This is a genomic window from Bacillus sp. KICET-1 (assembly GCF_027721405.1).
Taxonomy (GTDB): domain Bacteria; phylum Bacillota; class Bacilli; order Bacillales; family Bacillaceae; genus Bacillus; species Bacillus velezensis.
Genome location: NZ_CP113515.1, coordinates 2,196,091 through 2,221,424 on the forward strand (window position 1 = coordinate 2,196,091; position 25,334 = coordinate 2,221,424).

Sequence of the window (25,334 nt, forward strand, 5' to 3'; positions counted from 1 at the left end):
AGGAGGTAGGAAAATGTTTGAAAGAACCTACCCATTAATATTAAGTATTGTTTTAGTTGGAACTTCTATATGGTTCAATTTTTCGCTATTAGATTTAAAGAATTATAAAGATATAATGTCATCTTCGATAAGCTTAGGTTCAATTGCGGTAGGTTTTTTAGCAGCTGCTATAACATTAATGCCATCACTTTCAAACAATGAACTGGTCAAAAATTTGAAAAGGTTAGGTGCGTACCAAAAATTATTAAGATATATTATTATTGCTATTATAGGTCTTTTCGCGATTTCTTTCTTGTCTATAAGTGGATTGTTTATTAATAGTGATACGTATACACTTGTTAAATTTGTGTTCGGTAACCTTTGGATTTTTGTATTCGTGTTTGCTATTTTATCAATTGTCCGAGTGATTCATTTATTTTTGAAATTTCTTGTGTTAACACAAAATGATTCACACTAGAGCTTTAATTTTTGGCGTCTTCTTACCAGAAGGCGCTTTTTATATTCTCTGTAAACTGCGTCCGGTAAATCTCAGGATAGACAATCGGCGGTTAACGGCTTGAGTGCGGGGGCAGTTTAGAAAGAATATGAAGGAGGATGAATAGTATGAAAACTGGTGGCAAGCATAAAACGCCATTGCTACAGATCGAGCTTGATGACATTACTTCCGTTCCGCGTGTTTTATATAAAGGCGAAGAAATAAAAAATAAAGTCCGTGTAGATTTCTCTTATCTTACTGGAGATGAGTACGGGAATAAGCCAATCTATATTGATATTGTTACACATAGAGAAGATGGAACGGTAAGACGAATTAGCCACAATCAAGGAGCTATTGGTATAGACGAAAGAAGGTTGAGTACAGGCTTAACAGATGAGGGAACATTATGAACCCGCTTAGCAAATGCGAACAATGCGGAGCAAATCACGCGATCGAATTATTTGAGCATAAAGAAGCAAATAGTGTCGTTGTGGGGTTCATTCAATGCCCGGCTTGCCATCATAAAACGGTTTACTCTGTAACAACTCCTCATATCAGATCTCTTATAAAGAGAATAAGAACAATAAGAAACCAATACAGAAAAGCAAAAAGAGTAAAGAAAGCTGCCAGTCTCCTTACTGAATATGAAAAGGTGAAGGCGCAGATTGAAGTTCTTATGAAACCGTTAATTGATCAAGAGAATAAAAGCATTAATCAGTAGCGCCTTTCTGTTCTTTGGAAAGGTGTTTTATTTTTTAGGAGGTCACTATGCAATTTGATGAGGATTTACGCGTGCAGGCTTATAACACTGCCACAAAGCACAATATAACTACAGCAATGATACATGAGGGTTTATACCAATTGTGTGTCTCAGGTTGCCCTTGGAAGGATGCTGATATCGTAGAGGCTTTAGGTTACCTTGGTGACTATGGATTGCATAACCTATTAGCAGTTGAACGTATTGCACGTATAAGCGAAATGCATCCATACAGTAAGGTTAAAGGATTATTGCATCTTCCATATGAGAGTTTAGGGGTTAGAGATAGGGATGAAAAAGGGGAATTCATACCACCAAGGCTATTATGGAAAGAGAACTTTTGTAACAGGAATGAGCGAGGTGGAAGGGATGCCCCTTAAACCTCTCAGGGTATGCGCTACTCGCGGATGCTCCAGCCTCACCCGTAACCGGTACTGCGATACACACAAGACACAGCAACAAGAAGAAACAAAACATTACAACAAACATTCAAGAAACAAAACAATAACAAGTTTTTATAAATCAACTGAATGGAAACGAACAAGACAACTTGCTTTGATACGAGACAATTATCTCTGTCAGCATTGTTTGAAAGATCATTGCTTCACTCCGGCTGACATGGTGCATCATATTGTGGAAGTAAAGCAAGATTGGTCGAAACGATTGGACATAAAGAACCTTGAAAGCTTGTGTAACGCCTGTCACAACAAGGCTCACGGCAGTAAGGGCAAGTGACCCTCCCCCCTAACAAATCTCTGGAAGGGAAACGAACGGAGAACGGCGATCCCTCTTCTGCAAACAAACACCGCTTTTCAAAGTTCCGGAAAAACAAAATACCCTCCCGGCGAAATTGCCGAGAGGGCTTGGTACGACTGGTTTTATTGTTAATTCCATCGTATCACGATTGGTGAAAAAAACAAGTAAAAAATGCAACTTTTTTGAAGAGAAATGAGGTGAGAACATGCCGAGACCTGCAAAATCCGCGACGCTTCAATTGATACAGGGCAACCCAAATAAAAAGAATACGGAAGAGCTGGCCGCCCGGGCAGAGCACGAGAAAAAGCTGAAAATGCGATCCGATAATATAAAACCGCCAACGTGGTTGGATAAGGTCGGAAAAAAAGAATTCAAGCGGGTTGCTGCTTTATTAACAGAAGTCGAAATCATAACGGAAGCGGACATCAGCATGTTGGCTGCCTATTGTAATGCCTACTCTCAGTATATCTCTATATCAAAAGTGATTGAAGAAGACGGGATTATGGTTCATACAGAAGGCAAGGATGAAGAGGGCAATCCTATCAAGTTAATAGGGGAAGAACATCCTTTATTAAAGCGGCAAAAAAACTATTATGATCAGATGAAATCGGCTGCTAATGACTTCGGCCTGACTCCGTCTGCCCGGGCAAAGCTTGCTATCACTCGTACACAGGAAGAACGGGAGAAAACAGCTGCAGAAAAGGAGTTTAAAAATGTATGAAGACAATCAAACAGTTTCTACTTGATTACTCGCGCGATGTGATATCGGGGGAGATTGTGGCATGCGAAAAACACATATGGGCTTGCCAGCGCTTTTTAAATGATGTGAGTAGGGAAGGTACAAGAGAATTCCCATATGTGTTTGATGACGAAAAAGCTCGTCGGTTCCTTTACTGGATGACACAATTTAAACATACGAAAGGGCCATTACAGGGTGAAAATATTGTTCCTGAGCCTATTCAAATTTTCATCTTTGGTAATGTGTACGGCTGGGTGCATAAGGATACCGGCTACCGCCGATTTAAAAAGGTATATTGGCAGGTCGGCCGTAAAAACACCAAAACCCAGAGCCTCGCCTGTGTTGGTTCCTATGAGACAATGGCCAACGATGAGTATATGTCCGAGGTATACATTGGGGCTACAAAAACTGAACAAGCAAAAATCTGTTGGAATGAAATTAAGGCGCAGATCATGCAAAGCGACCTTTTGAACAAGCCGGAAAAGAAATATCGGATTGCTTATGGGAAAATTGAGCATCCCAAAACACAGTCGAAAATTGAGGCGCTTTCTAAAGATGCCGGGAAGACCGGAGACGGGTTCAACCCGCAATGCGGCATCATCGACGAATACCATGCCCATAAAACCTCAGAAATTTATGACGTCCTGGCCTCTGGTATGGCCGCCCGCGCCCAGCCATTAATGTTAATTATTACGACGGCCGGCTTTGAATTAAATAATCCTGCTTATCGTGTGGAATATGACTACGTGTCTCGTATACTGGACCCGAATAAGGTCGAACAGAACGAGCAATATTTTGTAATGGTCAATGAGCTTGATAAAGGCGATGACGTCAAAGATGAAAAGAACTGGATTAAAGCGAATCCGATTGTTGCTGCCAATGAGCACGGTTTGAATTATTTACGTGGGGAATTGGAGGTCGCGCTTGCTGTCCCAGAGAAAATGAGAAATTTCATGACAAAAAACATGAACATCTGGGTAAACATGCGAGAAAACGGCTATATGGATATGCAGGCCTGGGCTGACTGCGGTTCTGACAAAATTCCGGATCTGAAAAACAGGGAGTGTTACGTCGGAATTGACTTGTCAAAAACAATTGACTTAACCGCAGCATCTTTCGTTTTTCCTTTGGATGATGGGCGGTTCGCTGTGGAAAGCCACGGTTTTATGCCGGAGGATACTTTTTTTGAGCGAATGAAAACCGACAACGTTCCGTATGACACATGGAAAGATAGGGGATGGCTTACGACAACTGACGGCGCTGTTGTTGATTATGATTACATCAGGGCTTACATCAAAAAGATGGAGCAGGAAAATGGCTGGTGTATCAAAGAAATTGGATATGATCCATACAATGCGACGCAGTTTGCTCAGCAGATGGAGGCGGACGGATATGTAATGATTGAAATTCGTCAGGGTGTTGCTACTCTATCGGAACCGACTAAAGGCTTCAGAGCTAAGGTGAAATCAAAAAAAGTCATTCATCCGAAAAATTCACTGCTAACTTGGGCGATGGGGAACGCAGTAACCAAAGTAGATGCTCAAGAGAATATCATGCTGGATAAATCCAAATCAACACAACGGATTGATCCTGTAGCCGCATTGATTAATGCTTATGTACGAGCTTCTCAAACTGATAATGAAGTAGACCTGAACTCATATATCAAATCAGCGTCATTCTCTTTCTAAGGGCGGTGTAATCGTGAAAAAAATATTCGCATTCATGCTGCTTCTGTTAAACGATTTTCTTTTTATCACAGGTGCAGCATTTATAGCGTGCGCCGCATATCGCTTGCATACAAACATCGGTCTTTTGACGACGGGTGTCTTTTTTATATTTTATGCGGTGTTAATTAGCAAAAAAAGGGGGTGATTGATTGTTTTTGGAAGGGCTGTTTTCAAAAAGATCAAATGAATCAGAGACTTGGAACCTTGCGAACCCTCCTGACTGGATCATTGATATGTTCGGCGGCTCAAAGACGGCCAGCGGTGAACGTGTGAGCGAATCAACCGCCTTAATTCATCCTGATGTCTATTCATGTGTGAATGTATTGTCTGATGACATTGCTAAGCTTTCAGTCCATACGTTCAAAAGTCGCCAAGGTGATATTATCAGCAGCATGAAACATCCTGTTGCTCAATTACTCTATTTGAAGCCTAATCGTTACATGACGGCTTTCACATGGAAAAAGCTAATGATGATTCACGTCTGTCTTTGGGGAAATGCCTACTCTTATATCAAAGTAGATAAAACAGGTAAAATCATAGCCTTATTACCGTTAAATCCGGCCAATACACAGGCCTATGTAAATCCGAACAACGGTCTACTGTGGTATGAAACGGTCATTAATTCAAAAAGTGTTGAATTGTATGCGGATGAGGTCCTGCATTTCAAGGGTATGACAGAAGACGGGATTAACGGAAAAAGTCCGATAGGCGTCATAAGGGAACATATCGGTGCGCAGTCTGCTGCAACCAAATTTAATGCGAAATTGTATAAAAATGATGCTACTCCCCGGGGAATATTGAAAGTTCCAACCTTAATTGATGAAGACGCAAAAAATCGGGCTAGAGATGAATGGGAAAAAGTCAATGCGGGCCGCAACATCGCAATTATTGATGCCGGTCTTTCATATGAATCAATTTCAATGCCTTTACAAGAAGCGCAATTTGTGGAGTCGATGAAATTCAACAAAGCACAAATTGCGTCTATCTATAAAGTCCCTCTGCACAAAATTAATGAACTGGATCGTGCTACTTTCAACAATATTGAGCACCAGTCCATTGAGTATGTAAAAAATACGCTGCATCCTTGGCTGGTATCCTTTGAACAGGAAATCATCACAAAGCTTTTTACTGATGGTGAAATAAATGAAGGGTTTTACATCAAATTCAATGTAAACAGCGAGCTGCGCGGTGATGCAAAATCAAGGGCCGAGTATTACGAAATTATGGAACGGATCGGCGCCTTAAATATCAATGAAATTCGTGCACTGGAAGAGAAAAATGCGATTGAACACGGTGATCGGCACCTTGTGTCGCTTAACTATACCTTCCTTGATTCATTGGAGCAGTATCAAATGAACAAAGCTGGCTCAAGTAAAGGAGGTGATGGCAAACATGAGCAAGGAAGTACGTCATCTGACAACGAAAATTGAGTTGCGCTCTGCCGGCGAAGGCGAAGAGAAAAGGCATTTTATTGAGGGGTACGCTTTGAAATTCGAAAAATGGTCCGAGCCGTTGGGAGGATGGTTTAAAGAAATCATCAGCCGGAATGCCCTGGATTCCACAGACCTTTCTAACGTAGTCGCTCTTTTTAACCACCGTCAGGATTATCCCTTAGCGAGAAATACCGTTTCTGAGGACGTAGGGAGGCTGGAGCTAGAAACAGATGCAATAGGTCTCAAATTCCGTTTTATCCCTACAGACACGTCATACGCGAAAGATTTAATGGTGAATGTTAGAAGCGGAGTCGTTAATCAGTGTTCTTTTGCTTTTTCTTTGGATTACAGTCAAGGAGATCCGGACGAATGGCGCCATAATGATGAAGAAGACATTTATGAACGCCGCATCAATAATATCGAACGTATCTTTGACATTTCTCTCGTAACGACGCCTGCTTATAGCGATACGGAGGCAGTGATTGGTGAACGAAGCTTGGCTAAAGTGGAGCAGTTAAAAGAAATGCGTGCTGCCCCAATTGAAAAATTAAAAATAGAGCTTGAACTTTTAGACCTGACAATTTAGGTCTATTTTTTATGTCCAAATTCAAGGAGGAAATACGAATGACAGTTGCTATGACGAAAAAAGAACGTGAATTGAGACAAAAATTCACACAGAAAAAACAAGAGGCATCCAATCTTTTGAATGAAGGGAAGTCCGAAGAAGCCCGCAGTATGCTTGATGAAGCCAAGGCGTTGCAAAAACAAATTGAGCTTATGTCAGAAGAGCGTGGCTTGGAACTGCCGGCATTGGGTGAAGAACGAAACTTTGTACCAGAATTCGAACGAAAGCCCGATGAAGAACCCGAAGAGCGCGATATTTTAACAGCTACAAAAGAATACCGGGATGCTTGGTTTAAAGTGTTGACCGGACGCAGTCATGACCTTGGAGAAGAAGAAAGAAGCATGATGCAGCGTGTTCTGAAAGAAAATCGCTCGTTGTCTTCTGGAAGTGATAAAGACGGCGGGTATACTGTTCCGGACGATATTTCAAAAGAGATTTTGAAATCCATCAAGGAATTAAATTCCGTTCGGAATCTGGTTCGCGTTGTGCCTAAAACTGCTCCATCAGGGAGTTATACAGTCCGAAAAGGTGTAGCCGGAAAACTCTATAATACAGCCGAGAAAGAACAAATTAAAGAACTAAAAAACATGGAATTTGAACAAATCTGGTACAACGTTAAAAAGTTCGCCGGATTTTTGCCTGTTTCTAGCGAGCTATTAAATGATTCTTTTGTAAACTTTGTTCGTGAGATTGTAGACTGGCTCTCTGAATCCGCTGTAGTGACAGAAAATGATGAAGTCTTTTATGGAAAAGGTGGGGAGACGAATGTTGAAGGCATCATTACCAGCGGCAAATACAAAACGCTTAAAGCGCCATCTGTAATTACGATTAAATTTCTACGCAAGGTTAAAAACCAGATTAAACGCGGATATCGTAAAAATGCAAAGTGGGTTATGAATACTGAAGCGTTTGAAACTCTGGCAAATATTGAAGATAAAAACGGCAGAGGCATCTTAGCTCAAGATCCTAGGGACGAAGACAGCTTCCTTTTGTTCGGACGTCCGGTTGAGGTTTATGACGAAATTGTAACTGACGACAAAACACAAAAGACTCATATTCTTTTCGGTGATTTTGAAAGTGCATATTTCATGTTTGACCGTCAAAAATTCGAAATCAAATCAACTGACGTGGGCGGAGACGCTTTTCTTACGGATCAGACATATTTCCGCGGCATTGAACGATTTGACGGAAAAGTGGTAGATCCGGAAGCAGCCGTCATTGTCACTGATCTTGTCGTCGGGGAAGACGCAAAGGTAGAAACGCCTGAACAGTCTGCTGATCTTGGAAAGTAAAAATAAAAATTGAAAGGATTGATCGACATGGCGAAATTAGACAATATTCTGAACGAAAGTAACGGTGTATTAACTTCTGCGAGGGACAACGGTAAAGGAGTGCCGATCACTGACATTTCGGTTGCTGATAACAGCGAAGAAAATCCTCTCTACGTAAAAGGCCTAAAGGGTGATCCGGGTGAACCAGGCCCACAAGGTGAACCGGGACCTCCAGGACCCCAAGGCGAGCCAGGCGAACCAGGCCCACAAGGCGAACCGGCAGTCATTGAAGAGGGTAGCATTGCACATGAAATGCTGGCCGAAAAATCAGTTCGCAGCAAAAACGTTGGGACTGGCAGCATCATGTTGGAGCATCTGAACAGTGAAGTAAAAGCTGTACTTGATGGTATGCAAAAACAAATTGATGAGCTGAAACCCACCACTCCAGCAGAATGAAAGGCTGATGAAGTCAGATGACAGAAGCAGAAAAAATAGAATTAGAGAAAGTGAAAAAATTCCTTCGGGTCGATGGCGATCAGGAGGATGATTTAATTCTAGACTTTATCGCATCAGCAAAGGAACATATAACAGGTGCTACTGGCCTTACATTTCCGAATAACTCAGCACGAGCAGCTATGTGTGTAAAAGCTTTTGTGACGCATTGGTATGAAAACCGGGAGATTGCCGGCACGACATCCAATCTTGATGGAGTGCTGACTATGATGATCAATCAATTGAAATACACGGTTCCAGGGGTGAAGGCCAATGCTAAATGATATGCGGTATCGCATTCAATTTCAAAAAAAGAAACCCGGCGGCCGTCTACCTGTGGAGGGAAATAATAACTGGGAAACAGTTATTGAATGCTGGGCAAAGGCGGAGGGCTTAAAAGGCCGGGAATATTATGCTGCAGCGGCCATACAAAAAGAAAAAACAGTTCAATTTACAATCCGGCACCGGGAAGATATCAATGAACATATGCGAATCATCTTTCAGGGCGTTTCATATGAAATTGAGGCTATCTTGCCGAATTATTCGCGGCGGCATTTCATTACGATTAAAGCGAATGTGGTGAGCCGATGAACTTTGAATTGGAATTGAAAGGGTTTAGAGAGCTTGAATCTACTTTTGCTGATCTGGCCCGTAAGGATGAAAAGATTCATAAAGCAGCAGTGAAAGCCGGAGGGGCTGTTTTGGCAGCGGAAATTAATGAGGAAGCTCCACGCTCTTCCATTGGCGGAAGTCATCCGCACATTGACGATGATATTATAGTCGGCAGCCGTATCAGGCGGGACGAAGACGGAGAGATATACGCGGTTGTAGGTCCTACAAAAGATACAAAATTCCGTGTTCACTTGCCGGAGTTCGGCACTCTCCATCAAGCTGCCAATCCATTTATTCATCGGAGTATGGTGAAGGCGAATGGCAAGATGCTTGATGCAATGGAAAAAGTCATAAAGGCGGGATACAAGCTGTGAATCTTATCGAACGGGCTGCACAATTGAAAAACAGTTTATTTGAAGCGCTGGAAGCCCATCCGGCGCTTTTATCATTGGTTGACCCCGGCAATATCTATGAATTGGCAGTGCCGGAAGGGATAAAAAGCCAGCCGCCTTATATTGTCGTACAAGAATTAGATTATCGAACAACCAAATGGGCAGACGGTAAGCCTATCCAGGACAGCACGCTATATCAGATTGATGTGTACCACAATCAGTCTTGTGAATCCGTAATGGCTGCTGTCGTTGATGTAATGGGAACTTTTGATTTCCAGGCTTATGGTCCTTTTAATGAATTTTTACAATCTGAGCGCCTCATCCGGAAAGGATATCGGTTTGAGGCCAATATTTTACTATAATTGGAGGTTTTATTATGCCTGAATACAGTTCTATGGTGGGATTGGAAGGCGTCAAGTATTCACCGTTAGTAAAAGAAAAAGGCTTGTGGATCGCCAGCAAGATCATTGATTATCCACATGTTATCAACGCAAAGATGGCAACCGATTCATCTACAGAAAAACAGTATGCAGATAATAAAGTAGCTGATTTAGCTGTCTCGACTGGCTCAACGAAACTCGACTTAGAAATGCGAGACGTACCGCCGGAACACCTTGTCAATTTATTTGGGATAGAGGAAACCAAAGACGGTCTATATCTTTTCAAGAAAAACGTTACTCCGCCTTGGATCGCGATTACCTTCTTTGGTGTCAAAGCAAACGGAAAAAAACGTCATGTAGGCTTAGTTCAAGGCCGATTCACTTTGCCTGATGATGACTGGAGCACAAAAAAAGAAAAAATAGACTTCCAGACCTCTAAATTGTCCGCGGAGTTTCTTGAAAGAGAGCAGGATGATGTGTATAAAATCATCGCAGATGAAGACGCGCCTAATTTCGACTTAGACAAGTTTTATGAAAAGGTATACGGCAACGCCTACACTTCATCTAACGATGAACCCAAGGCAAGTAAAAGCACTGATCTTGGCGCTTAAAAAGGGAAGCAGAGTGCTTCCTTTTTTATTTCTATAACAATTAAAAGGAGGAGTCGACATGGCTCAAAAACATATCTCAATCAAACTATGGTTCGAAGATGAAAAGAAATTGAAAACATTTATTGCACCTCGGACAAATACGAAAACACTTATTGAAGCATTACGGTTGAACGCAGAAGCCGAAAAAACAGCAGAAAATTTGGAGGAAAGCATCAAGATTCTTGAAAAACAGCTGCAATTTATCGTAGGGGTATTCCGGAACCAATTTACTTACGATCAATTATTTGAGGGGCTGGAATCTTTTGAAGTGGCTAAGGAAGTAAGCCGCATTCTCTCGGAAATTGCCGGCTATAAAGAAATTGAGGCTGCTGATCAGGATTTTTTGCCGGAACAGACGGAGAAGAATACACCTACGAGCGCGGAATAGAGCAGATAAATGAAATTTACGCTACTCTCCTACAACAAGGGTGGAGTATGAGCGCGATTGACGAGATGGACATATATCACTATTTAGAGATATTGACCGAAAGCAATAAACCAGAAGAAGTGAAATTTGAAGATGTCTTCTTTTAGACGGGCTTATAGCCTGTCTTTTTTGTTGAATTTTTGCCAGGAAAGCGGGGTGGATACATATGGCTCAACCAATAGGAAATATGGTCGTTAAGGTCGGTCTTGATGATACAGGATTTAACCGGGGCATTGAAGGCTTAAAAAGGCAGATGCGCCTGGCAAATTCAGAAATGAAGGCAGCCGGAAGCATTTATAAAAATGCTGGCGATCAATCAAAGCTCCTGCAATCGCAGATGGAGGGCTTGAGTAATAAGTATAAGATTCAAGGCCGGTTGGTCCAGGAGCACCGTCAGCGGTATGAAGAACTGGTCAGACAAAAAGGAAAAGACAACCGAGAGACACAGATTCAGGCGCGGCGTTTGAATGATGCTATTGCGGTTCATGAGAATCTCGGCAAAGAGCTGAATAAAGTCAGCAAAGAGTTTCAGACCATGTCAGACAGCAGCAGTCGGGCTGCAGGAATTTTTTCTGTTTTTAAAAAGGATTCAAAGGATGTATCAGAAGAGCTAAACGCTGTTTATAAATCTGCAACAGCCACAGGAAAGGCATTAGCGGGAATTGGTGCCGCCGGAGCGCTTGGGATCGGTGCAACCGTTAAGGCCGCAGCGAGCTTCGAGAAAGATATGAGCCGTGTCGCCGCCTTGGCGAACGCAACAAACGATCAATTGGCATCATTAACAGAAACAGCCCGTCATCTTGGCGCCGTCACACAGTATACGGATGGGCAAGTAGCCGAAGGCATGCAGTATTTAGCGATGGCCGGCTATAAGACGAACCAAATTATCGGCGCTATGCCCGGCTTGCTTGCGACGGCGGCCGCCGGACAAACCGATCTCGGCGTAACGGCTGATATCGTTTCTGACATCTTAACCGAATTTCATATTAAGGCAGAGGACACAAACCGTGTTGCCGATGCAATGACGTATACGTTCACAAACTCCAATGCCACTTTGCAGGAGATTGGCCAAACGATGAAATATGCGGCTCCGGCTGCTAAAACAGCAGGTCTCAGTATGGAAGAATTGGCCGCGGCAACCGGCATTCTGGCAAACAGCGGAATAAAGGCAGACATGGCAGGTACAGCACTTCGCTCGACGCTTACCCGTTTAGCGGCTCCGCCTAAACCTGCGGCTTCGGCTATTGAAGAATTGGGTTTAAAAGTGACAGACTCTACCGGAAAGATGCGCCCGCTGGCCGACATCATGGGACAGATCACAGAGAAAACAAAAAATTATACTGAAACAGAACAGATCCGGATCGCTAAACAGCTGGCCGGACAACATGCTATATCTGGATTTATCACGCTCATGCATGCAGGTAAAGATAAGCTGGAAGAATTCACAAAGGAAATAGAAAACAGCGGCGGTATTGCTGAAAAAGTGGCTGACACGCAGATGGACAACCTGGCCGGATCTGTAGAATATCTGAAATCTGCAACAAACAACGCCGTCATCACCATGGGAAACCAGTTTATACCGATCATCAGAGCTACTACTGACGGTCTGACTTCATTAGTAACGTGGTTCGACGCCTTACCGAACTCCGTCGCAAGCACTATTGCTATTACGGCCGGAGCTGTAACAGTATTTTCTCTTTTTGGCGGGGCTGCCTTGCTGTTAATCGGGGCATTACCGAGGATCGCAGCAGGATGGAACATGCTCCGCACGGCGGGGGGATATTTAACCGGTAACGTCAATCGGGCATCGGCAAGTCTCGGTGTTTATACGACTGAAGCCGTTGCGGCAGGCGCCGCATCCCGAACAGCGGCAGCTGGCATTGCGACAACTTCCACTGCGGCAACGGTAGCAGCCACCCGAATGGAAAGGCTCAACCAAACAAACGCCGTGGCAGCAACACGAGTGGGCCGACTGGAGCAATCGACAAATAGAAGCTCGAAAGCGATGCGCGGGCTTGGCGGCGCATCCCGGGTTGCCGGTACTGGTCTAACTCTTTTCGGCGGTCCAATCGGGACAATTGCCGGACTCGTTCTTACCTTTGCTCCTGAGCTGTTAAAGTTCGGTGCCGGAATTATCAAAACCGGATTAAATGCTGTAAAAGGGGCAGGCGGATTTATGAAGCTTGCAAAAAGCGGTTTCGGCCTGTTTAACATACTTAAAAAAGGCACTGCTGTTGTCGGTCTTTTACGTGGCGGACTTGGATTGTTAGGCGGACCAGTCGGCGCGCTCATTACGGGTGTGACCCTCTTAGCTGATGCAGGATTTAAGTATTATGACAATTTAAAGAAACGTGTGCTTCCGGCGACAATTGATTTTGGAGACGGTGTATCAAAATCCACAGCAAAAGCCGTCAATGCCTATGAAGACATGAACATTGAGGTTACAGCCAAGCTGAACACCCTGAAAGCGACCAATGCTACCATCACGAACGACATCGCAGATGACATGTCAAAGCGCTTTAAAGACATGGGAGATTCTTTGAAAAATGGTTACAAAACCAGCGCGACCAATGCAACTAAAGTGCTGAAAGAGTTTTATGCTTCTAATAAAGGAATGTCTGATAAAGAAGAAAATAAAATCATTGGCAAAATTGATGCTTATAACGAGAAAAAACAAAAGAAGATCCAAAAGTATGTTGATCGAGTTGATGAAATTTATAGGACTGCCGCCCGTGAAAATCGAAAAACCACGGAAAAAGAAAATAAAGAAATAGCTAAAATTCAAGGCAAAATGCTTGCTGAAATGGAGACTGCACTCTCACGTAGCAAGGACGAGCAAACCAAAATCTCCAAAAAATTAAAAGAAGAAACGTCTAATCTTTCTGCAAAGCAAGCGGCGGCCGTAGTAAAGGACAGTAACAATGCAAAAGAGAAAACGATTAAAGCAGCTAAGAAACAACGTGATGCCGTTATTGATGCCGCTGATGAACAGTATTATGTGAAAGGTTCAATTTCTAAGAAAGAACACGATAAAACCGTTAAAAATGCAAAGAGTCAGGCTAAAAAGACAATTAGTGAAGCGGAGAAAACTCATAAAGGTGTCGTAGAAGAGGCAAAAAAACAAGCTGAAGGCCATATCAGTCAAGTTGATTGGGAAAAAGGTGAAGTGCTTGGTGTCTGGGATCAGTTAAAAGTAGATTTAGCAACCAAAGTAAACGCTATAACTGACGGCATAAATACAGTTTTAGAATTTATGCACATTCCTACAATTCCCCAGTGGAAGCCGGCAGGTTACGACAGTCGCCAGTCTTCTACAATGCAAATCGCACCGGGGTTAGCCTATGCCAAAGGAACAGACTTCCACCCCGGCGGCCGGGCATTAGTCGGAGAGGAAGGATGGGAGCTTGCTCACACGCCCGGTATCGGCACTTACATTGTCGGAATGGGCGGCCCACAAGTGTGGGATCTTCCACGTGGTACGTCTGTTCTACCGCACGCTCAGTCGAAAGAAGCAGCTGCCACAGGACTTCCCGGTTATGCAAATGGGGTCGGAAACTTCTTTAAAAATGCGTTTGAGGGATCAAAAAAGCTGGTGAAAGGCGCTGTCTCTGTCGGCAAGAATGTCATTGGCAAAACGAAGGATGTCGCTTCTAACGCTATGGAAATGATTATGAAAGGGCCGAAAAAGATAATCAGCAGCATTTTCAAAGGTATGATCCCATTTAAAACAGGAACCGGCATAGATGGATTAGGGACTGGTATTCTCAAAACGCTAAAAAGCGGTGCCCTTCAATTCTTAAAAGGGGTCTTGCCGGATGTGGGATTTTTTACGGCCGATGCCTATAAAGGCGCAACCGGGTCTGCCCAGGTCCAAAAATGGGTATCAGAAGCGGTCGGCATCGCTGGTGTCCCGTTTTCATGGGTTCCCGGCTTAATCACGATTGCCATGAAAGAGTCAGGAGGAAATCCGAATGCCATTAACCTTACAGATTCCAATGCAAGAGCAGGAAATCCGTCAAGGGGGTTAATGCAGACCATTCCGAGTACGTTTTCCTCTAACGCATTTCCGGGTCATAACAACATACTTAATCCGGTGGACAACATTCTGGCGGCCATTAATTACATTAAAGGGCGATATGGTGATATATCCAATCATCCCGGCTTGAAATCAATGGCGCGCGGCGGCCCTTACGTAGGGTATGCAAAGGGCGGTACTTCTCCGGGGCGGGGCGGCTCCAAGCTCGCCGTCCTCAACGAACGAGGGTACGATGAAACCACCATTACGAAAGATCCGGCATACCGCGAAAGGAATATCGGATTGTGGGCGCGGGTTGGGCGTGAGCTTGGCGTCCTGCCTTCTCTGCAAGAAGGGATGATCTCGAAGGCTTTGCTATTGCTTCAAAAAGCATCCGCGGCACAGCCTGAAAATGATAAAAGCGTCAATATTGATATGACTCGGGTCGTCGAGAATCAAGAAAGGCAAATCAGTATGATGGGGCAGCAGATCGACGCTCTCCAGCAGAACATTCAGCTACTGCAACAGCTGGTCTTAAAAGATAACAACACATATATTGATGGCGCCCGAGTAGACCAAACGAGTGCTGACCGATATAGAAGAAAACAATATAGAAACGGGGGTAAGCCGGCTTGGTAAAACTATTTTTGGATTTTGATAACGGATTGGGGGAGCAGAGCCTTGACAGCTTGCTTCCTCAATTTGAAGTGTTGAGTTTTTTGGCGGAAGCGCCGATTATCAATCGGGAAACGATCACGATCCCGCGGCGACATGGTGTTATCTCAGCACAGCACCCACGTGACGTGACTTATTCATCAAGAAAGGTCACTGTAGAAATATATTTGAACTCGAAAATTCACAATAATTTTTACATGCTTAGGCATCAGCTCTATGCTTTATTGGTGAAGCCATTTGCCTATTATATTTCTACTGACTTATGGCCGAATCGCCGTTTCCTTGTCACGTGTGATGGGAATTTCAACATCCCCAAAGAAAAGGAGAAAACACATACTGTTTTTTCGGTCGAGTTTACCAATATTACCGGGATGGCAGAATCTAAACATTCAACCAAAACAGCGCAGACTCAGTCAGGAGAGAACTGGAACATCGGTATGAACCTGCAATCAGATGACAATCTGTCCTATTATTTTAAGAATCAGAAACGTTTCTCTGTCTTTAATTCCGGAGACGTCCAAATCAATCCTCTTGATCATGCGTATAACGTCCTATTGAACGCCAAGGGGAAGAATGTAACGCTAATCAATCATACCAATGGCGAGAAATTAACGATTGAACAGGAGTTGAAGAAGTCACAGCAGGTATCATTTTTAAAGCAGTACGCGCTGCTCAATAATAAACCAATAAAAACATCTGGACGTCTGCCGAGTCTTGAAATTGGATGGAATGAGTTTGAAGTTCAGAATGCCGATGATTTTGTCATAGAATTTGACACTCGGCTCTATTACTTGTAAGGCAGGCGGTTTATATGGCGAATACAGATTTTATTAAAGAGATTGCCGGCGACGCCCAGCAAATATATATAAAGCACCGTATTCTCGCATCACTGATCATTGCGCAAGGATGCTTAGAAAGCGCGTGGGGCACAAGTGAATTGGCGACAAAAGGGCATAACCTTTTCGGTATGAAGGGCGAATACAACGGACAGTATGTCATTATGCAAACATGGGAAGTTATCAATGGAGAAAACGTACAAGTTCCGGCTAAATTCAGGAAGTACCCTTCATGGAAAGAATCTATACAAGACCTGGCGAACTTGTACTTAAATGGCCTAAGCTGGGACAAAAACCATTATAAAGCTGTCGTCGGGGAAACAGATTATCAGAAAGCAACTGCGGCTCTCGTCAAAGCCGGGTATGCTACCGACCCAAATTACGCAACAAAATTGAACAGCCTCATTTTCACCTATAAATTAACGAAATATGATACAACCGAGGGAGTACCAGACGAACCGAGTAATCCGAGCACACCAGATCCTGTGCCGGACATACCAAGTAAAGAATATGACGGTAAAGACATTACGCTGAATCAAAACTTGCCAAAAGACGTTTATTTCCCTCAGCTGCATGTTTCCAGTCAAGATGGAAATCAAGTGGTCGAAGTCATTGGTGCCGATCCAGATCTATTAGATGACACCACCGGAAAAAAAGATATTGAGTTTACGATCACTCGAACTGCTGATAACGGCATTGAATATGACTTGCTCATAAATGACAATATTCTTTACCTGGACGAAAAGAAATTTAACCATCAAAAATACTTTATCACGATGATCGAAGTCGATCAGGAAAAGACACTCAGCAAGAAAGTTTCTGCAAGTCATGTTTTCGTTGCCGTTTTGAATAACCATTATGTAGAAGAGACGATCAGCGGTACACTGACTGTAAGAAAAATGCTTGATTTCACATTGAAGGGAACGAAATTCTCTTATATTTTCAAAGACAAGGAAAGTGAATTTAAAAGTGTGGAGCAGGAGAATTTTGGTGATAAGTTCGCGAATGAGCTGATAAGCGAAATTGTGGAAGACTACGGCTTAGAACTGGATGTTGATAATTACAAGATTTACGTTTATAAAAAGATGGGAAAGCGTATCAATCACACTCTCGACTCTCGTTATAATATGCCCGGTATTAAAATTAAAACATCGACAGAAGGCTGCTCTACCCGGGCGAGAGGATTCGGAGCGATTAAGGAAAACAGCAGCACCGAAAGCAAAAAAACGGAGTACGTCTTTGAGCCAGTCCTTTACAAGCACCCTGACGAAGATAAGTTCCTGCTTGATGGTATGCCGAGGTGGGCGGAACCGTTGCGCGACGAGCGTTATAAAAAAGAATCCAGCATGATGACGGCGCTTGAAAAATACGTGAATCCTTATCCGAAAATGGAGATAGAAGTAGATTATGAATACATCTATGAGCCGAAGCTTCTTGACATACAAGATGATTTTTGGAAAGGAGACACACTTCACGTATTGGCTGATACAGCATGCGGTGTGACTTATGAAGACGATGTCCGACTGCTTTCCATCCAATACAAGCCCTTAAATCCATATGCAAAGCCAACATTGAACTTTGCTAATTTCCGTAAAGATATCCAGGATATCCGCATGGAGCAAGAAAAACGATTGAAAGATCAAAAACGTTATGTTCAGAAATTAAGAATGATGATTTAAAGCACCTCTATTGGGGTGCTTTTCGTTTTAGTTGAAAGGAGTGTTCTGAATTGGTCAGGCTTACCAAAGACTATGATACCACCCGAAATGCCCGGTATACATCTCAAATAAGAGATGACATGGAAACTATAGAAAATGGAATAAATAAAATTGATGATGATCTTAAAAGGCACCGAGCAGGAATTGCCGTTCATGATTCTTCACAGATTACACATGATGGGTACACCGTCGAAAACCGTTTGAAAAATCTGTTTGCGCGATTTACTAACCTTGTACTGAATCACGACGGCAAAGATGTAAAAGAAGTCGTGGATTCCCGCGTAACGACGGATGGGGAAATTGCCGCAACATTGAAAGACAGGCTTGATAGGGAATTCAGCAAGCTTGACAGGAAAATCAAACGCGTTGTAAACGTTGATGACTTCGGAGCTGACCCAACCGGAAAAACAGACAGCACGGAAGCTTTTAAGAAGGCATTCGGGACCGGTAAGGTGCAGGTCGTTATGTCAGCTGGCATTTACGTCGTGAAAGGTTTGAAAATCCCTTCCTGGGTTCGTCTGGTCGGCCAGGGAATCGGCGTTACATTCTTGATTTTGAATGATGAGACACCGACCTCAGAATGGGTTATTACGAATGTGGACTATGAAAAAGGGAATCGAAACATTCACATTGAAGGATTTTCAACAGACTGGAATCAAGAGCGGCAGGGTGGTTTAAGGGCGACAGGCGGGCAGCATTCCACATGCGTTGCCTTTGCGAATTCAAAGTTCATCTGGATTAAAAATATAGAAAACATTAACCCGGCACTTCATGGCATTGATATAACAGCGCCAACGTATGACCATCTGCCAGATACCGAGTATACAAAAGACGGATGCAGATATGTATGGATTGACGGCTGCGTTAGCTCAGGGTATGGGGATGACGGGATAACAACCCATTACAGTGAGTATATTTTCATATCAAACTGCCATTGCACAAACCCAACAGGCCTCGCACATGCCGCGGGAAAGGCTAATTCTAACGGTATTGAGATTGACGACGGTTCTAAGCATGTGTGGCTGCTCAACAACTATACAGAAGGAAACATCCGAGGCGTTGAAGTTAAGGCGCATACCGAATGGCCGGCTTCCCAAAATGTTCATATCCTCGGCCACGTTTCATATCGGGACGTGCGGGCTTATGATTTGCGGCATATCGGCCACCATAAAGCAAATGATCCTGAGAGTACCACAGCTTATGATGTGACGTTAACGGACTGCACTGCAATAGAACCGGTTTTTAATGATCTGTATGAGGGGATTACCCCTCGTGCTCTTGTTGTATCCGCATATAAGAACGTGCAGATTGTCAATTTTACCGCAATCGGAAATCCCAATTACGATTATAAAAACAGTCCGGTGGTTGCTTTTCAGTATCGCTGCAGAAATATTACCGTAAACGGAATTAAAATGAGAGGGTTCAGAAAGGCTTCTCATGATATTCGAGTGTACGGAGGCCCACAAAAAGCTGATTACGTGAAGATCTCAAATTTTGATATTTACAATTCGGCTCCGGCAGCTATCGGTTTAGGCGGCGGGGTTTATCATTCAAGCATTATGAATGGAACGATTATAGGTAAAAACGGAACTGTCGGAATTGGTTCGCCGAATAATCAAACAACCATTGTAGGTGTAGAAGCAGCCGGGTATAAGATATCTGCTCAATTGGCCGGGAGAGAGTACAGCACTATCCCGACAAGAGTAAAAGGCGGTTTTATGGGCGGTAACACTTCCGGCTCTGCACTGCATGAAGCGAGTGCCATTTTAGGCAGTACAGGTGACAACATCGCAAAAGGCCCTGCTAATGTTCTGCTGGGTGTCCGGGGCGGCTCAACAACTGAGGGGTCGCGTCAAGCGCTAATAGCCGTCAATAACTGTCACACAAAAGGTGACGGCAACTCAAGGGCTATTCTTGCAGCTCAAGGGGTTATCAACGATAACGGATACAGCGTTAGAGGCGGTTATGGGACAGGAACTGCCTCAACAAAAAATACGAGATGGGAGTTGGATTCGACTGGCGGTCATATTCGCGGCACAGGGCGAGTCGAGAGCGTCTCAGATTTCAAAGACTTCGCTGAGTATTTTGAGTCTGCTGACGGCAAGAAAATTGATTCTAGTTATCTCGTTGCGCTAGAAGGCGAAAAGATTCGAAAAGCGGAAAAAGGGGACAAGATTCTCGGAGTTGTTTCGGAAACTGCGGGTGTGGTACTCGGCGGTGCTGCGTTCTATTGGAACGAGCAGTACGAAAGAAATGAATTCGGCGGGTTGGTCTACGAGACAGTTTTCCGCGGCGGCGAAGAAATCCGTCTCCCCAAACTTAATCCAGAATACGACCCTTCTCTCGAATATGTGCCGCGTGACTCTCGGGACGAATGGCATGTCATCGGTCTGATCGGTCAAGTCTTTGTCAGGATTGACGAAACAGTGGCCGTAGGGGATAGCGTTTCAGCAATTGGCGGAATCGCGACTAAAGCAGAAAGCGGGGGCTATGGTACGGTTATGAGAATCAAGTCCCCGTATGATGCGGGAAAAGGATACGGTGTAGCTCAAATGATCGTTACGCCGCAGCACTAAGGAGGAAAAGGAATGTACAAAACGGGGGGCGTCGCATTTGATATTAATGCGAACCGGACAAACGGGCGAACCACGAGCATTCAATTCATGACGCAGGATACAGGTAGCGCGAAGCTGTCTTTTTCTTTTACAAAAGACGGCACGCCGTTGCCTCTGTCTGCCGTAGACGCGAAAATTGTTCTATTGTATGCTGATGGGTCATTTTACAAGAAGAGCCTTACCATCACTGATAAGATGAACGGGAAGGCGGAATATGTGCTTTCAGATGAAGAGCTTAAGCATTACGGGACCGTTAAGGCTGAAATCAAACTATATTATACAAACGGGCAGGCGCTGGCGACTTCACTTTTTACCTTCTCTATCGCCAAAACGCTAGAAGATCAGAACATCATTCCGACAGCTGACTATTACATTGACGATTTTGAAACGCTGAAAGACAGGATAAACCATACCATCGAAGAGATCAGCCGGACCGTCGAGGAATTACAGAAGAAATTTGCCGATCTTGAAGCCATTGAAACGAAAGAGGGCGCGCAGCAAAAGGCGGATGCTGCAGAGGAAAACGCCAAGTCTTACACAAACGACCATGCAAAAGATAACGTGAAACACATCACGGCTGCCGAGAGAAAAGAGTGGAATGCCAAGGAAACCCCTTCTGGCGCACAGGATAAAGTAAACGCCCATGCGAACGATGTAGATATGCATGTTTCTGCAGCTGATCGGAAAGCTTGGGACAGCAAGGAAACAGAAGGCGGCGCACAGGATAAAGTCAATATCCATGCAAGTAACACGGACATTCACGTTACGGCCGAAGATCAGGCGTATTGGGATGATATGACCCGGCAGTTCAAAGCTCATAATTACAACCAAGAACGACACATCTCGGCAGCTGAGCGGAAGACATGGAACGGGGCCGCCATCTATGCAAACATCATGCTGAAGAACGGAGCCGCCGCAGGGACGCGGACACCGATGTATGCAAAGTGGGGGGCATTTTTAATCTTACGGGGGCATGTGAAAACAGACGCCGAAATCATATTCGGCTCCATCCCCGCGGCATACGCGCCTGCTGGCGGTTCTGTTATAACAGTGCCGTTAAGTGGTACAGGCGGCACAGCCAATTTGATCATTTATGATGATGGAGACTTAAAAATAAAATACCCGGACCCGGCGGACTCAAGTAAGATGGGCGGAGGCTACTATCTGGATGTGGTCGTGGGCTTTCAGGAAGGAGGAAAAGCATGATTCAGGTTTATGAATACGATGAAAATTTCATTTTGACCAAACCCGTTCCGATTGAGCCTGACGAAGAAGGTAACTATACAATCCCTGAGAATTGTACAACCGTCCAGCCTCCGTCTTTCATAAAGGCGATGTATCATCCCGCTGAGAAGACATGGACGGAGGCGGCCACCCAGGAAGAGAAAAAAGCCCTGGAAAAGCAAATTGAAAGCGGGCGGGTGCCTTTTACCGTTGATGAATTGAAAGCTCAGAACGCGGCCATTACAGAACAACTTGCGGAAGCGCAAAGCCTTGCCGAGTCACAAGCGCAAATGATTGCCAATCTTTATCTAATGCTGGCGGAGGGAGGGAAAGGGGAATGATGGATTGGTTTACAAGCGTTAAAACCATCTACGGATGGGGGCCGCAGTATTACAGTAATGCAGACGTGGCCCGTTTTGTTGAGTGGGGAAGAATTACAGAAGATCAATACAAACAAATAACCGGCTTGACCTATCCAAAGACAAAACAGCCTGTCAGTGTGGATTTAGGCAGCGCCGCAAACTGATCGACACCCCAGAGGTGTTTTTATTTTGCCTCGAAGGAGGTGATTAACAAATGGAGGGAATATACGTGTGGATGAATTTTGAAAGCTTACAGATCGCAAGAACATATCTTTTCGGGGAGGTGAAATACCTTGACTTGCTTCTGATCCTCAGCATCTTGGATGTCATCACCGGCATTATCAAAGCGTGGAAAATGAAGCAGCTCCGGAGCCGTAGCGCGTGGTTTGGATATGTGCGGAAGATGCTCAGTTTTATGGTGGTCATCGTCGCAAACATTATTGATACGATAACAAATTTGAACGGTGTCTTGACCTTTGGAACCGTTCTTTTTTATATCGCAAATGAGGGCCTGTCCATCACAGAGAATTTGGCGCAGATCGGCGTTAAAATTCCGGCCGTCATCACTGACCGGCTTCACGTAATTGAAAGCGACAACGACCAGAAAACAGAAAAAGAGGACAAAGCTGCTGAGTAAATTCAGCGGCTTTTTTAATTCCAAAAACAGAATAGGAGAGATTTTTCATGACAATTGCAGTCAAAAAAAGAATAGTAGAATCTGAGAAATATGCTCTGAAATGCCCGAATCCAATGACGCCGGAGTATATCACCATCCATAACACAGCAAACGACGCATCAGCCGCCAATGAAATCAGTTATATGACGGGAAACAGCGAATCGACAAGCTATCATTTTGCCGTCGATGATAAAGAAGTAATTCAGGGGATTCCGTTGAACCGGAACGCATGGCACTCTGGCGACGGCACAAACGGAACCGGGAACCGTAAGTCTATTGCGGTAGAAATTTGCTACAGCAAGTCAGGTGGTGCGCGTTACCGGGCAGCAGAGGCGCTGGCTATCAAGTTCGTGGCTCAGCTTCTTAAAGAGCGTGGGTGGGGCGTTGACAAAATCAGAAAGCATCAGGACTGGAACGGAAAATACTGCCCGCATCGTATTCTGTCAGAGGGGCGCTGGGATCAAGTGAAAGCGGCCATTGCTGCAGAATTAGAACGTCTTGGGGGTGAAAAAGCACCCAAACCACCAAAAACAGAAACCAAGACAGGCGGAGCGACGTACACCGTCAAGAAAGGCGATGCTCTTTCTGTCATTGCACAGAAAACTGGCGTGAGCATGGCCACCCTGCAAAGTTTGAACGGTATCAAGAATCCGAATTTTATCAAAGTCGGCCAAGTATTAAGGCTGACGGATTCGGCCAGCACCCCAACAAAAGGAAAAAAATCATCTTACACGCTGCCGTCAGGCGTTTTTAAAGTGACAAGCCCATTAACTAAGGGAACGGCTGTGAAACAGATTCAGACGGCTCTGGCGGCTCTTTATTACTATCCGGACAAAGGAGCAAAGAACAACGGAATAGATGGCTATTACGGGTCCAAAACAGCAAACGCGGTCAAACGATTCCAATCTATGTACGGATTAGCTGCTGACGGCATCTATGGGCCGAAGACAAAAACGAAGATCGAAGCGCTTTTGAAATAATGAAAGCCCTCTTTTAAAAGGGAGGGCTTTTTTCATTTAACTTGATTGTAACTTAAAGATTGGGAAAAGCTCTTCTCACTGATCCTCATCTTTTCACCTGATCTTTTGTAAGAGACTTTTGCTAAGGTTTCGTTTTCATCTATGTATGGCGCTTTCCAAAATACAGTAATTTCACGAAAGCTCTTGTCTTCTATTGCTATGCGAGCTGCTAAATCCTCGCTATACAATTCCATCATTTTTTTTGTTCTTGCTAATGAATTTTTAAAGTCAAAGGACAAATGAACAAGTGCAATGTATTGTCCGTTTTCATCTGTTCCCAGATCCTGATTGACTTCAACTTCTTCCACAGTGACGTTTTTTAGATTATTGTCAATTAAACTATTGATTTCATCTTTTTTTGAATCACTTTTTGTAAAAGTAGTCGTATTTTCTTCTTTATTTTGCTCATCTTCTTCTCGCTTACTAATTAAACCTGTTTCTGATATGAAATTTAATTCATCATCATCAAATTGCAAAGTAACTGTTGCTCCGCTTTCTAACCCATCTTTCCCTTCATAAACGTATTCCTTAGATCCTGCATATAAATTACTTTCTGACATGGCTTTCCCACCAACTATTTTCTTAACTTCCTCATAAGTCATACCTTCTTTAATTTTATGAAATGTTTGCGGAGTAACAGCTTCTTCATGTTCATCCTCAAATTTAAAAATGAATCTGTTTGACAGAGACATTAGCAGAAGGATTGTAAGACATGCAACTGTAAGTCGAATTCCAAATCTTCTAGTGGAGTTTAATATAAGAAGAAACAATCCAATAAATATTCCAACTATCATCAGAGCTGCGAAGAGTGAAAAAAATAATGACATGAAATTCCTCCTAGAATAGACGATGACTCCATTTTAGTGGAATAATGGATGGTTATCCATAGTTTTATGCATATGGCGCAAAAACGGCAAATGCGGTCGAACGGTTCCAGTCCATGCACGGGTTTCCACAAGACGGCATTTACGGATCAAAAACAAAGGCGAAACTAAGAACTCTTTTGGAATAATAAAAAGCCCCATCTCACATTGAGAGGGGCTTTTTTGTATATATAGTCAATAATTATATAGCCTCGTTAATATAACCATTTATTGATTGAATAAATCCTGCATCAGCTTTAATTTTTGCCGTAATCTCACCAGTCACATTAACCTCTAATAATCCCTCTTCATCATTATTTATCTCGATGTTTCCTCTGTATGTATCTGATGTTGTTTTCATTTCTAAAGAATGAATATCAAAAAAGTCGACTTGAAGAGCAATTGAGTTGTATCCTAAATTAGCCCATTTCTTAGGAGGGTTTTCTGCATAAAATGGCATGTCAAAATGTAATGTTACTTTTCTGCCTTCCTCCTTTATGTAAATTCCTTCGATGCGTACATTTTCTAAATTTGGCACCTCATTATATAAACTATTTAAAAAACGACTCTCTTCAATCTTTGTGTACCACATAAA

Annotated in this window: 28 protein-coding genes and 1 pseudogene; 27 read left to right on the top strand and 2 right to left on the bottom strand. The window is 43.5% G+C overall.

Translation table 11 applies throughout. The features are described 5' to 3' along the window. Positions 1-13: 13 nt before the first annotated feature. From OVA33_RS11290 to OVA33_RS11415, 26 genes are all read left to right on the top strand, one after another. A complete protein-coding gene (locus tag OVA33_RS11290; RefSeq protein WP_071181898.1) occupies positions 14-457 on the top strand; it encodes a hypothetical protein in 444 nt (147 codons plus the stop codon). Between the two features lie 146 nt (positions 458-603). After that, positions 604-885 (top strand): hypothetical protein, encoded by a 282-nt coding sequence (locus OVA33_RS11295; protein ID WP_071181897.1) that lies wholly within the window; start codon positions 604-606, stop codon positions 883-885. Beyond that, complete coding sequence (locus tag OVA33_RS11300; RefSeq protein ID WP_071181896.1) at positions 882-1,196, top strand: hypothetical protein; 315 nt, start codon at positions 882-884, stop codon at positions 1,194-1,196. Before OVA33_RS11295 ends, OVA33_RS11300 begins: the two co-directional genes overlap by 4 nt. A 47-nt stretch (positions 1,197-1,243) precedes the next feature. Then, positions 1,244-1,612 (top strand): hypothetical protein, encoded by a 369-nt coding sequence (locus OVA33_RS11305; protein WP_015387937.1) that lies wholly within the window; start codon positions 1,244-1,246, stop codon positions 1,610-1,612. After that, on the top strand, positions 1,602-1,967 hold the full coding sequence (locus tag OVA33_RS11310; RefSeq protein WP_015387938.1) for an HNH endonuclease: 366 nt from the start codon (positions 1,602-1,604) through the stop codon (positions 1,965-1,967). The genes OVA33_RS11305 and OVA33_RS11310 overlap by 11 nt, the downstream gene beginning before the upstream one ends. A 226-nt stretch (positions 1,968-2,193) precedes the next feature. Continuing rightward, on the top strand, positions 2,194-2,709 hold the full coding sequence (locus tag OVA33_RS11315) for a phage terminase small subunit P27 family (protein WP_071181895.1): 516 nt from the start codon (positions 2,194-2,196) through the stop codon (positions 2,707-2,709). Beyond that, on the top strand, positions 2,706-4,415 hold the full coding sequence (locus OVA33_RS11320; protein ID WP_071181894.1) for a terminase large subunit: 1,710 nt from the start codon (positions 2,706-2,708) through the stop codon (positions 4,413-4,415). The genes OVA33_RS11315 and OVA33_RS11320 overlap by 4 nt, the downstream gene beginning before the upstream one ends. 188 nt (positions 4,416-4,603) lie before the next feature. Next, entirely contained in the window at positions 4,604-5,884 is a 1,281-nt protein-coding gene (locus OVA33_RS11325; RefSeq protein ID WP_015387940.1) for a phage portal protein, read from the top strand. Next, positions 5,847-6,473 (top strand): HK97 family phage prohead protease, encoded by a 627-nt coding sequence (locus OVA33_RS11330; protein WP_071181893.1) that lies wholly within the window; start codon positions 5,847-5,849, stop codon positions 6,471-6,473. Before OVA33_RS11325 ends, OVA33_RS11330 begins: the two co-directional genes overlap by 38 nt. A 38-nt stretch (positions 6,474-6,511) precedes the next feature. Continuing rightward, positions 6,512-7,804, top strand: a complete 1,293-nt coding sequence (locus tag OVA33_RS11335) for a phage major capsid protein (protein ID WP_046559944.1) — start codon at positions 6,512-6,514, stop codon at positions 7,802-7,804. Between the two features lie 27 nt (positions 7,805-7,831). Next, entirely contained in the window at positions 7,832-8,239 is a 408-nt protein-coding gene (locus OVA33_RS11340) for a phage protein (RefSeq protein WP_046559943.1), read from the top strand. 17 nt (positions 8,240-8,256) lie between these two features. Continuing rightward, positions 8,257-8,559 carry a head-tail connector protein gene (locus OVA33_RS11345; protein ID WP_071181892.1) on the top strand — a complete coding sequence of 101 codons (303 nt, stop codon included), beginning with the start codon at positions 8,257-8,259 and terminating at the stop codon, positions 8,557-8,559. Next, the gene (locus tag OVA33_RS11350) at positions 8,549-8,866 is read left to right on the top strand and encodes a phage head closure protein (RefSeq protein WP_071181891.1); all 318 of its coding nucleotides are present in this window, start codon (positions 8,549-8,551) and stop codon (positions 8,864-8,866) included. The genes OVA33_RS11345 and OVA33_RS11350 overlap by 11 nt, the downstream gene beginning before the upstream one ends. Further along, positions 8,863-9,261, top strand: a complete 399-nt coding sequence (locus tag OVA33_RS11355; RefSeq protein WP_014305139.1) for an HK97-gp10 family putative phage morphogenesis protein — start codon at positions 8,863-8,865, stop codon at positions 9,259-9,261. The genes OVA33_RS11350 and OVA33_RS11355 overlap by 4 nt, the downstream gene beginning before the upstream one ends. Next, positions 9,258-9,641 (top strand): tail completion protein gp17, encoded by a 384-nt coding sequence (gene gp17, locus OVA33_RS11360; protein ID WP_049627391.1) that lies wholly within the window; start codon positions 9,258-9,260, stop codon positions 9,639-9,641. Before OVA33_RS11355 ends, gp17 begins: the two co-directional genes overlap by 4 nt. Before the next feature lie 14 nt (positions 9,642-9,655). Further along, complete coding sequence (locus tag OVA33_RS11365; RefSeq protein WP_014418477.1) at positions 9,656-10,270, top strand: major tail protein; 615 nt, start codon at positions 9,656-9,658, stop codon at positions 10,268-10,270. A gap of 58 nt (positions 10,271-10,328) precedes the next feature. After that, the gene (gpG, locus tag OVA33_RS11370; RefSeq protein WP_049627390.1) at positions 10,329-10,697 is read left to right on the top strand and encodes a phage tail assembly chaperone G; all 369 of its coding nucleotides are present in this window, start codon (positions 10,329-10,331) and stop codon (positions 10,695-10,697) included. Between the two features lie 205 nt (positions 10,698-10,902). Beyond that, positions 10,903-15,390 (top strand): phage tail tape measure protein, encoded by a 4,488-nt coding sequence (locus OVA33_RS11375; protein WP_071181890.1) that lies wholly within the window; start codon positions 10,903-10,905, stop codon positions 15,388-15,390. Next, positions 15,384-16,223, top strand: a complete 840-nt coding sequence (locus OVA33_RS11380; protein WP_071181889.1) for a phage tail domain-containing protein — start codon at positions 15,384-15,386, stop codon at positions 16,221-16,223. Before OVA33_RS11375 ends, OVA33_RS11380 begins: the two co-directional genes overlap by 7 nt. A 14-nt stretch (positions 16,224-16,237) precedes the next feature. Continuing rightward, positions 16,238-17,941: a phage tail spike protein gene (locus OVA33_RS11385; RefSeq protein ID WP_128974211.1), complete on the top strand. Its 1,704-nt coding sequence runs from the start codon at positions 16,238-16,240 to the stop codon at positions 17,939-17,941. 119 nt (positions 17,942-18,060) lie between these two features. Continuing rightward, on the top strand, positions 18,061-20,556 hold the full coding sequence (locus tag OVA33_RS11390) for a peptidase G2 autoproteolytic cleavage domain-containing protein (RefSeq protein ID WP_241688008.1): 2,496 nt from the start codon (positions 18,061-18,063) through the stop codon (positions 20,554-20,556). A 12-nt stretch (positions 20,557-20,568) separates the two neighbouring features. Then, positions 20,569-21,801 carry a phage baseplate upper protein gene (locus OVA33_RS11395; RefSeq protein ID WP_071181886.1) on the top strand — a complete coding sequence of 411 codons (1,233 nt, stop codon included), beginning with the start codon at positions 20,569-20,571 and terminating at the stop codon, positions 21,799-21,801. Further along, positions 21,798-22,160 (top strand): hypothetical protein, encoded by a 363-nt coding sequence (locus tag OVA33_RS11400; RefSeq protein WP_071181885.1) that lies wholly within the window; start codon positions 21,798-21,800, stop codon positions 22,158-22,160. The genes OVA33_RS11395 and OVA33_RS11400 overlap by 4 nt, the downstream gene beginning before the upstream one ends. Further along, positions 22,157-22,345, top strand: a complete 189-nt coding sequence (locus OVA33_RS11405; protein ID WP_071181884.1) for an XkdX family protein — start codon at positions 22,157-22,159, stop codon at positions 22,343-22,345. Before OVA33_RS11400 ends, OVA33_RS11405 begins: the two co-directional genes overlap by 4 nt. 50 nt (positions 22,346-22,395) lie before the next feature. Next, positions 22,396-22,818 carry a phage holin family protein gene (locus tag OVA33_RS11410; RefSeq protein ID WP_013353490.1) on the top strand — a complete coding sequence of 141 codons (423 nt, stop codon included), beginning with the start codon at positions 22,396-22,398 and terminating at the stop codon, positions 22,816-22,818. Positions 22,819-22,865: 47 nt separating this feature from the next. Next, positions 22,866-23,837: an N-acetylmuramoyl-L-alanine amidase gene (locus tag OVA33_RS11415; protein ID WP_071181883.1), complete on the top strand. Its 972-nt coding sequence runs from the start codon at positions 22,866-22,868 to the stop codon at positions 23,835-23,837. Positions 23,838-23,869: 32 nt separating this feature from the next. Here the strand turns inward: OVA33_RS11415 and OVA33_RS11420 are convergent, their stop codons facing one another. Beyond that, entirely contained in the window at positions 23,870-24,703 is an 834-nt protein-coding gene (locus tag OVA33_RS11420) for a hypothetical protein (protein WP_071181882.1), read from the bottom strand. A gap of 71 nt (positions 24,704-24,774) precedes the next feature. Between OVA33_RS11420 and OVA33_RS11425 the strand changes: the two are divergent. Next, positions 24,775-24,888, top strand: a pseudogene (locus OVA33_RS11425) (peptidoglycan-binding domain-containing protein); the annotation flags it as partial. A 53-nt stretch (positions 24,889-24,941) separates the two neighbouring features. Here the strand turns inward: OVA33_RS11425 and OVA33_RS11430 are convergent. Next, positions 24,942-25,331, bottom strand: coding sequence for an Imm50 family immunity protein (locus OVA33_RS11430; protein WP_071181881.1), 390 nt, complete (start codon positions 25,329-25,331; stop codon positions 24,942-24,944). Between the last annotated feature and the right edge of the window lie 3 nt (positions 25,332-25,334).

Coding starts and splice junctions, on each gene's coding strand:
- OVA33_RS11290 (WP_071181898.1), top strand. CDS start 14: ATGTTTGAAAGAACCTACCCATTAATATTAAGTATTGTTTTAGTTGGA.
- OVA33_RS11295 (WP_071181897.1), top strand. CDS start 604: ATGAAAACTGGTGGCAAGCATAAAACGCCATTGCTACAGATCGAGCTT.
- OVA33_RS11300 (WP_071181896.1), top strand. CDS start 882: ATGAACCCGCTTAGCAAATGCGAACAATGCGGAGCAAATCACGCGATC.
- OVA33_RS11305 (WP_015387937.1), top strand. CDS start 1,244: ATGCAATTTGATGAGGATTTACGCGTGCAGGCTTATAACACTGCCACA.
- OVA33_RS11310 (WP_015387938.1), top strand. CDS start 1,602: ATGCCCCTTAAACCTCTCAGGGTATGCGCTACTCGCGGATGCTCCAGC.
- OVA33_RS11315 (WP_071181895.1), top strand. CDS start 2,194: ATGCCGAGACCTGCAAAATCCGCGACGCTTCAATTGATACAGGGCAAC.
- OVA33_RS11320 (WP_071181894.1), top strand. CDS start 2,706: ATGAAGACAATCAAACAGTTTCTACTTGATTACTCGCGCGATGTGATA.
- OVA33_RS11330 (WP_071181893.1), top strand. CDS start 5,847: ATGAGCAAGGAAGTACGTCATCTGACAACGAAAATTGAGTTGCGCTCT.
- OVA33_RS11335 (WP_046559944.1), top strand. CDS start 6,512: ATGACAGTTGCTATGACGAAAAAAGAACGTGAATTGAGACAAAAATTC.
- OVA33_RS11340 (WP_046559943.1), top strand. CDS start 7,832: ATGGCGAAATTAGACAATATTCTGAACGAAAGTAACGGTGTATTAACT.
- OVA33_RS11345 (WP_071181892.1), top strand. CDS start 8,257: ATGACAGAAGCAGAAAAAATAGAATTAGAGAAAGTGAAAAAATTCCTT.
- OVA33_RS11350 (WP_071181891.1), top strand. CDS start 8,549: ATGCTAAATGATATGCGGTATCGCATTCAATTTCAAAAAAAGAAACCC.
- OVA33_RS11355 (WP_014305139.1), top strand. CDS start 8,863: ATGAACTTTGAATTGGAATTGAAAGGGTTTAGAGAGCTTGAATCTACT.
- OVA33_RS11365 (WP_014418477.1), top strand. CDS start 9,656: ATGCCTGAATACAGTTCTATGGTGGGATTGGAAGGCGTCAAGTATTCA.
- gpG (WP_049627390.1), top strand. CDS start 10,329: ATGGCTCAAAAACATATCTCAATCAAACTATGGTTCGAAGATGAAAAG.
- OVA33_RS11375 (WP_071181890.1), top strand. CDS start 10,903: ATGGCTCAACCAATAGGAAATATGGTCGTTAAGGTCGGTCTTGATGAT.
- OVA33_RS11385 (WP_128974211.1), top strand. CDS start 16,238: ATGGCGAATACAGATTTTATTAAAGAGATTGCCGGCGACGCCCAGCAA.
- OVA33_RS11390 (WP_241688008.1), top strand. CDS start 18,061: ATGGAAACTATAGAAAATGGAATAAATAAAATTGATGATGATCTTAAA.
- OVA33_RS11395 (WP_071181886.1), top strand. CDS start 20,569: ATGTACAAAACGGGGGGCGTCGCATTTGATATTAATGCGAACCGGACA.
- OVA33_RS11400 (WP_071181885.1), top strand. CDS start 21,798: ATGATTCAGGTTTATGAATACGATGAAAATTTCATTTTGACCAAACCC.
- OVA33_RS11405 (WP_071181884.1), top strand. CDS start 22,157: ATGATGGATTGGTTTACAAGCGTTAAAACCATCTACGGATGGGGGCCG.
- OVA33_RS11410 (WP_013353490.1), top strand. CDS start 22,396: ATGGAGGGAATATACGTGTGGATGAATTTTGAAAGCTTACAGATCGCA.
- OVA33_RS11415 (WP_071181883.1), top strand. CDS start 22,866: ATGACAATTGCAGTCAAAAAAAGAATAGTAGAATCTGAGAAATATGCT.
- OVA33_RS11420 (WP_071181882.1), bottom strand. CDS start 24,703: ATGTCATTATTTTTTTCACTCTTCGCAGCTCTGATGATAGTTGGAATA.
- OVA33_RS11430 (WP_071181881.1), bottom strand. CDS start 25,331: ATGTGGTACACAAAGATTGAAGAGAGTCGTTTTTTAAATAGTTTATAT.